Source organism: Methylomonas koyamae (assembly GCF_001644025.1).
GTDB classification, from domain to species: Bacteria; Pseudomonadota; Gammaproteobacteria; order Methylococcales; family Methylomonadaceae; genus Methylomonas; species Methylomonas koyamae_A.
In genome coordinates this window covers 1-6,180 of the sequence record NZ_LUUK01000140.1, presented here as the reverse complement: position 1 = coordinate 6,180, position 6,180 = coordinate 1, and the positions used below count along the sequence as shown (strand labels likewise).

At 54.4% G+C, this 6,180-nt stretch carries 9 protein-coding genes; all 9 read right to left on the bottom strand.

Annotated elements, in window-relative coordinates; all coding sequences use genetic code 11:
* Nucleotides 1–221: hypothetical protein (locus tag A1355_RS26090; protein WP_231883624.1), on the bottom strand; the 221-nt coding region annotated here is incomplete at its 3' end.
* Nucleotides 193–1,605: an MBOAT family O-acyltransferase gene (locus A1355_RS09565; RefSeq protein WP_064027393.1), complete on the bottom strand. Its 1,413-nt coding sequence runs from the start codon at nucleotides 1,603–1,605 to the stop codon at nucleotides 193–195. The genes A1355_RS09565 and A1355_RS26090, both read right to left, overlap by 29 nt.
* Before the next feature lie 2 nt (nucleotides 1,606–1,607).
* The gene (locus A1355_RS09560) at nucleotides 1,608–2,009 is read right to left on the bottom strand and encodes a hypothetical protein (protein WP_157197826.1); all 402 of its coding nucleotides are present in this window, start codon (nucleotides 2,007–2,009) and stop codon (nucleotides 1,608–1,610) included.
* A complete protein-coding gene (locus A1355_RS09555; protein WP_064027388.1) occupies nucleotides 1,988–2,467 on the bottom strand; it encodes a thermonuclease family protein in 480 nt (159 codons plus the stop codon). Before A1355_RS09555 ends, A1355_RS09560 begins: the two co-directional genes overlap by 22 nt.
* 17 nt (nucleotides 2,468–2,484) lie before the next feature.
* Nucleotides 2,485–3,117 carry a DUF4400 domain-containing protein gene (locus A1355_RS09550; RefSeq protein WP_064027385.1) on the bottom strand — a complete coding sequence of 211 codons (633 nt, stop codon included), beginning with the start codon at nucleotides 3,115–3,117 and terminating at the stop codon, nucleotides 2,485–2,487.
* Nucleotides 3,114–3,434 carry a hypothetical protein gene (locus A1355_RS09545; protein ID WP_064027383.1) on the bottom strand — a complete coding sequence of 107 codons (321 nt, stop codon included), beginning with the start codon at nucleotides 3,432–3,434 and terminating at the stop codon, nucleotides 3,114–3,116. Before A1355_RS09545 ends, A1355_RS09550 begins: the two co-directional genes overlap by 4 nt.
* 57 nt (nucleotides 3,435–3,491) lie before the next feature.
* On the bottom strand, nucleotides 3,492–3,794 hold the full coding sequence (locus A1355_RS09540) for a group II intron maturase-specific domain-containing protein (RefSeq protein ID WP_231883623.1): 303 nt from the start codon (nucleotides 3,792–3,794) through the stop codon (nucleotides 3,492–3,494).
* Nucleotides 3,795–3,810: 16 nt separating this feature from the next.
* On the bottom strand, nucleotides 3,811–4,026 hold the full coding sequence (locus tag A1355_RS09535) for a hypothetical protein (protein WP_064027378.1): 216 nt from the start codon (nucleotides 4,024–4,026) through the stop codon (nucleotides 3,811–3,813).
* Nucleotides 4,023–6,116 carry a MobH family relaxase gene (mobH, locus tag A1355_RS09530; RefSeq protein ID WP_064027376.1) on the bottom strand — a complete coding sequence of 698 codons (2,094 nt, stop codon included), beginning with the start codon at nucleotides 6,114–6,116 and terminating at the stop codon, nucleotides 4,023–4,025. Before mobH ends, A1355_RS09535 begins: the two co-directional genes overlap by 4 nt.
* Between the last annotated feature and the right edge of the window lie 64 nt (nucleotides 6,117–6,180).

Sequence of the window (6,180 nt, the reverse complement as noted above, 5' to 3'; positions counted from 1 at the left end):
TTTGCCGATATCGCCCCCAGCAAATACCGCACTTTTAGGTAACGTTCGTTGGTCGCCGGCGAGGTATAGGGTTCTGCAAACGATTGATCGTTTTCGAATATCTGGTAAGGGTTAACCGCCCAGTTCCAAACCGGCATTGCGCCGCCGATCACGACACATATCGCCAGCGCGGCCAGCCAACAGTGCTTAAAACTAAAACGACCAGTAGATGAAGCTTTCATGGGCGGCTGATAACCAAGTGCCGGCGAAAAACAATCCGGCAAAGGCTGCGAGTGCCTTGAAACCCGGTGCAAAAGTGTCGAGTTGCGCTTGCGCATGCCGGTAACGAAGACAAATCACCAGTAGGATGCCGAGGCCGAGCATATCCAGACCGTTGACTAAGCCCGATATCGGAACCGTGTTTGGCGCAAACCAGCCGGCCAACATCACCGGTATCTTCAGACCGTTGAGTCCCAGCATCGCTTGCCAAATCTGTAAGGCCTGGACCATGCTGTCTGCCCGAAATAGCACCCAGGCCAGAAATACGCCACACAGCGTCAAAGTGCTTGCCAGACAACGAGGTAGCGAGTAACCGGTTTTGGTCCATACCCGGTAGAGCGCTATCATGCCGCCGTGCATCGCGCCCCAGGCGACGAAGGTCCAGGCGGCACCGTGCCATAAGCCGCCTAACAGCATGGTGACGGCCGCGGCCGCCAGTCCGAGACCAAAGCCTTGCCGACTACCGCCCAACGGGATGTAGAGGTAGTCGCGCAGAAATCGCGAGAGCGTCATATGCCAGCGTTGCCAAAAGTCGGCAATCGTGACGGCTTGGTACGGTGAATTAAAGTTTTGCGGTAACGCGATACCGAACATCAGTCCGATCCCGATGGCCATGTCGCAATAGCCCGAAAAGTCGAAATAGATTTGCAAGCCGTAACCCACTGCGGCCACCCAAGCTTCGCAAAGCGTGAGTTGATCGCTCAGGGAAAACAACGGATCCACGACGCCGGCCAATCGATCGGCGATCACGGTTTTCTTGCTTAAACCCACTGCAAACAAGAACAGGCCTTTGGTCATCCGTTCCGGATCGAAGCGGATGCCTCGACGCAATTGCGGCATCACATCCGAGTAATGCAGAATCGGGCCGGCATTCAGATGCGGGAAAAACGAGATCGAAAAGGCAAAGCGGCCGATATCGAAATCCTCGACCTGGCCTTTGCCGCAATCGACCAAATACGCGATGGCCTGAAAGGTGAAGAACGAAATCCCAAGCGGCAAGACCACCTGCAACAAAGGCCATTGGTGGCCGGTGAGCGCGTTCGCTGTCTCGATCAGAAAGTCGGCGTACTTGAAATAGGCCAGCAAAACCAAGTTGTAGAGAATACCAAGTCTGAGCAAGACGGCAGAGCGGGTACGGGCGATACGTTTGCCCCAGTAGAAATTCAGGAGGGCGTTGGCGACGAGGAGTGCGGCATATTGGGTGCTCCATGCCGCATAGAACAGCACGGAGCTGCCGACGATGAGCCACTGCGCGCTCTTTCCGTAGTCGCGCGACACGAACCACCACCACAACCCCAGGGTCGTCGGCAGAAACAAGTACATGAATTCCGGCGCGGTAAACAGCATCGCTACCTCCCCTGCATCGGATCGGCGATTGCCTCCAGTGCCGCGACCGTATCCGGGTGATACGCCAATATGTCGACGTCGGGATCGATGAATCGGTTCTCCGGATCGAGCAGTACAACCATCCCCATCACCACGCGAAACAAGGAGGCGCTCCGTGCCAATCGAATCAGGTATTCGCACACGCGTCGGCAGTGCTCAGGGTCCTCGAGCGTGAATGGTTCCCAGTCGTCTTCATCTTGTTGAGGCTTGGCAATGGTTGCCGGCATCGTGCCGCCGTACCAGCAGCTGATCGCTTCCAACGCTGAAGCCAATTCAAGCGCCATTTTAAGGTCAGCCTCGCTCGCTTTCGCCATATTCACATCATCCGCCTGCCTGTCGTCGATTAATGATGCCGGAACAGCCACGGCGCCACCGGCGCCGGATCTTGCCACAAGCCTATTTCTGCCTGAATCGCAGCCTGCTCGGCTTGCAGGTAGACCGGATCGTCGGTGAATTGGCGATACACCCAAGCCAGCCCATTGGCGACTTGCTCTAGATTGATGTCTCGCCCCTGATATCTGACTTGACCCACCACCCGGCCGTAAAAATCGCGCTGAGTGGCGTCGACGGTGATTGCACGACCGAGCACGGCATTGGCTAAGCCGAGCTTGGCGGCTTGCCCGTAGGCTTGATCGCTTTCCGGAGCGTCAATGTTGGCCAGACCTACTTTGACGGTCTGGGCCGTCGCTGTGAGAAGCGTTAAGGTATCGCCGTCATGGACGCCGACCACTTGGCCGCTGAACGTTTCGGCGTGCCCCACGCCGGCACCAGCCAACAGTGTTAGCAGCGGTATCAGGCGGACATTCCAGCGGTACGATGACATTGATCGCGCTCCTTCGATTAAACGCGTTTTTGGGTGTGGGCAAAATAGATGTTCATGGCCAAGGCGATCAGGACACAGGCGATCGGCATGGCTTGCGGCGGGACCGGGAATGGAAACGTCAGGCCGAGCATTAATAGGTACACAATGCCAATGACCGCATAGAAGCTATAGCGATGGGCCAAGGGGCTGGAGTAATCGAAATTCGTTTGTTTAATCTTGCGTTGCACCAAACCGTCCACCGCGCAAGGGACAACGGAGGCGATTAAAAACGGCCACCAGGAACACAGCAAAAAGAAGCGCCGCAGCGACTGGTAAAAAGTCCCGAACAGCACATCCAATTTGCTTTGGACAAAGGGAAAATAATCGGTTTGACCAAAGTTTTCAAATCCCACCGATTTCTCGCGTTCCGCTTTGGTCGGTATGAAAAAGTGGTATACGTTTTGTTTAATACCGGTTTGCACCAGCAAGGCATTGAATACCGCTGTCGACTCTTCGCGAATGCGCTGATCGTTATCGGCGCCGAGGTATTCGATAATCATCCGATCTTCGGCCGCTTGCATATCGGTAAGCCATTGGTCGGACACCAATACCGCGATCAAAAACACTTCGGCGACCCAAAGGATGAACGTGATGAACAAGCTTTTGGTCATGACGCGACAGCCGAAACGCGATGCAGGATGGCAATCACCTTGGTCCGTTCCACCAGGTGATCGAGCGGTACGTCGGCGCCGAACCGGTCGATCAAAAATCGTTGCATGGCCTGGACCGTCCGGTGTAATCGGTAAGCGTCATCCGGGTGATTTTGAGCGGACGCTCGCGCGTATTCGAGCAGGACGTCGGTCATCAGCAACGCGATGGTGGCCTCCTGTTGCTGTGCATCCTGGATATGCCGGGTAATAATCTTGACGGCACATTGAATAATCTCAATGGAAACCGGCCAGTCGAGTGTTGAGTAGACCGCAGGCACTTCCCCCGCAGCCTCTCGCAGAACGGTACGTGAACCTCTCGATTCATACCGCTCCCATCAGGCAAACGCACCTATCATTCCCGCTCGCCAATGAGCGAACAAGTTTGGATATTGATCAGCAATCTTCGCCAGAAACAGCATAGCCTTGATCTTGTGCTGGCGAAGCGGCTTGAACTTACGCCTCGCCCACCTCACCAGAGTCATATTCACGTGGCGACACAGTCCGTACAACGCTGAGCGGGTATAACAACCATAATAGGCTAGCCACCCATTGATGATGGGATTCAACCATTTAGCGATCTCTCCCAAACTCAACTCGGTACGTGTTCGCACCCGTAACGTTCTAATCTTTTGCCGCATTGACTTCAGCGCCGCTTTACTCACTGCGGGCGTAAAGTTTACAAACCGACGCCGGCATACGCCTGGCGGCCATCAAAATGCACACCACCATCAGCCCGTTAAACGGCTCACGCGGCAGTCCGGAATAGACGTACATCACATACGCCACGAGACCAAAGGCGGTCCAGACGACAATCGCGGTGATTTCGTAATTGGGCCGCCAGGGTAGCTGGTAGTCGTATTCGTCTTTCATTTTTTGACGATGAATGTTTGTTTTATATTGTCGATCGAAATGTCGGTTCGATTGAACGCATACCGCACCAATGCTTTGAATTCGAATAACCGCTCATCTTCGACGTACCGCCTGAGCAATACCAGGTCCACGGTTAACGTGTCACCGGAATCCTGAACGGCAAACGGCACTTCGTACGCCTTAATGGCATTCACCAATTGCTCGATGGGATTTTGCGCATCGGCCGGCGAGGTACGCTTGACGGCTGTCTCTCGGGGGTTTTGAGCCCGACTGTTGGCGCCCGGTGCTTGCTCGCTGGGGTGATTCGACGGGTGGGACATTGGCCGCTCTTCTTCGCTGGGGAGTAATACGGCTAGGCGTTTGCTGGTTTCTTTGCTCAACAATACGCCTTTGTCGCTACCGATCTCGGCAACCCTCACCAGCGGTTTGCGTGGGTCGACGGGGATCATACCTGCCGCGTCCAGCACCTTGATGATGTCGAGAGGCGATCGGCCGACCGTGTTTGCGATCGGTACGTGTAGCATGAAGATGCGGCCATCCGGCTGCAGTCTGAAATGGCCGGCGAATACAGGGTCTAGGCACTGCATCAGAATCGCGCCGGCCTCGTGTTTGGACGCCAACCATTCCCGAGCCGCAAGCGCGTCCGACTGTTCTATCGGGTTAGCGTTATTCTCCGCGCGCCGTTCAGCGGTCGGTCCGTGCCGTTGTGGCGGATTCGAAACCGCCGGGGCCGTCTGTGAGGCTCTGTCCTTATCCGCATCCGATGCCTCGGAATCTGCGATGCCACCGGCAACGATTTCCGGTTCGGCATTGAAACGTGCTTGATCCGCGTCGATCGTTTCCCGATCGTCTTGCGGCTCAGTTAATGCGGCCGTTGAATTTGGCGTCTCTGCCGGATCCGGCGACCCACCGCCCTCCAGTTCGAGATGAATGACCTGTCCGTCGACGATGACCGGTGCGGCTTCGGTATACACGTGTCTAGGGTCCGATAACTTGAGCACTCTAAGCGGCGTATCCAGGCAATCCGGTTTGATGATCCAATACCGTCGGACATTGGCGGCATCCCTTCTATACGGAACGGCCAACTGCCGATCGATGAGAATATCGGCGAGCGTATCCGGGTGTTTGGGAATACCGGGAATGTTGTTTTGCGTAATAATTCGAGTGATATCCTCGGCTGCTTCGTCCCAGACAATAAAGAGTCCTTCTTTTATGCGCCAGACGGTAGCCCGTTTAACGTTATCGGTCCATTTTCCCTGTTTAACCAGTTGCCGCATGGCGTCCAATATGAACCATTCGATCGGTGCCCCGATCGACGGGTCGATAGGAATACAGTTTTGTTTTAAGTCTTTTTCCACACTGCTGTAATCGGCGTCCATGACCAGTGCGTACATTTTCGAAGGATGTGACGTACCGGCAATCGTCATCAGCATTTCTTTATAGATGGTCGCCCCGAATTCGTTTAAGTACGCCTGAACTTCGGCGGTGATGATTTTATTGATTAAACCGGCCGAGACAATCTCGTGGTCGCCATGCCGATTGGCTCGCCAATGCAGATAATATCGCTTGATTTTGAGTTTTTTGGCCCACGTTTCAATATCGTCGCCCAGAATGTTGCAGCTGTGCCGTCCGTCTTCCGATTTAATTTCAATATCGGTGACCGGTTTACCTAAGTCATGCAGCATGCCGGCGATAAATATTGCAAGCCGCCATCGGGGCGTGAGTTGTTTACGGATTGCCGGAGTTTCGTCCATGCCATACAACACGCCGTGCGATTTAAAAACCGCCTCGTATCCCACCTCCAATCCGTGACGGAATAAACCGCCGGCACCGCGGTGGTGATGCTTTTCGGACGCCGGCAGTAAATGAACGAATCGCGCATAATTCAATATCAATGGGTATACCCGGTCTTGATATTCTTCGTCCGTGACGCCGAGATAGTGTTTTACTTTTTTGAGCAACTCTATTTGCGATTCTAGAATTTTAACCGACGGTATACCCGGTAAGCCTTTAGCAAACGGCGGATAGCGCGGCACTTCTTCCTCTATGTCCTGACTGCCCAAAATAACGTGAAGCCATTTCCAAACCATTGGCGGCCCCGTTATTTTTTTAAGCTTTTAGGATCGCACGACGCTTTAACAGGCTGGTGAAAAA

What these genes read in the sequence shown, in the direction of transcription:
- A1355_RS09550 (WP_064027385.1), bottom strand. Translation starts at nt 3,117, where the DNA reads ATGACCAAAAGCTTGTTCATCACGTTCATCCTTTGGGTCGCCGAAGTG.
- A1355_RS09555 (WP_064027388.1), bottom strand. Translation starts at nt 2,467, where the DNA reads ATGTCATCGTACCGCTGGAATGTCCGCCTGATACCGCTGCTAACACTG.
- A1355_RS09565 (WP_064027393.1), bottom strand. Translation starts at nt 1,605, where the DNA reads ATGCTGTTTACCGCGCCGGAATTCATGTACTTGTTTCTGCCGACGACC.
- A1355_RS09535 (WP_064027378.1), bottom strand. Translation starts at nt 4,026, where the DNA reads ATGAAAGACGAATACGACTACCAGCTACCCTGGCGGCCCAATTACGAA.
- A1355_RS09540 (WP_231883623.1), bottom strand. Translation starts at nt 3,794, where the DNA reads ATGCGGCAAAAGATTAGAACGTTACGGGTGCGAACACGTACCGAGTTG.
- mobH (WP_064027376.1), bottom strand. Translation starts at nt 6,116, where the DNA reads ATGGTTTGGAAATGGCTTCACGTTATTTTGGGCAGTCAGGACATAGAG.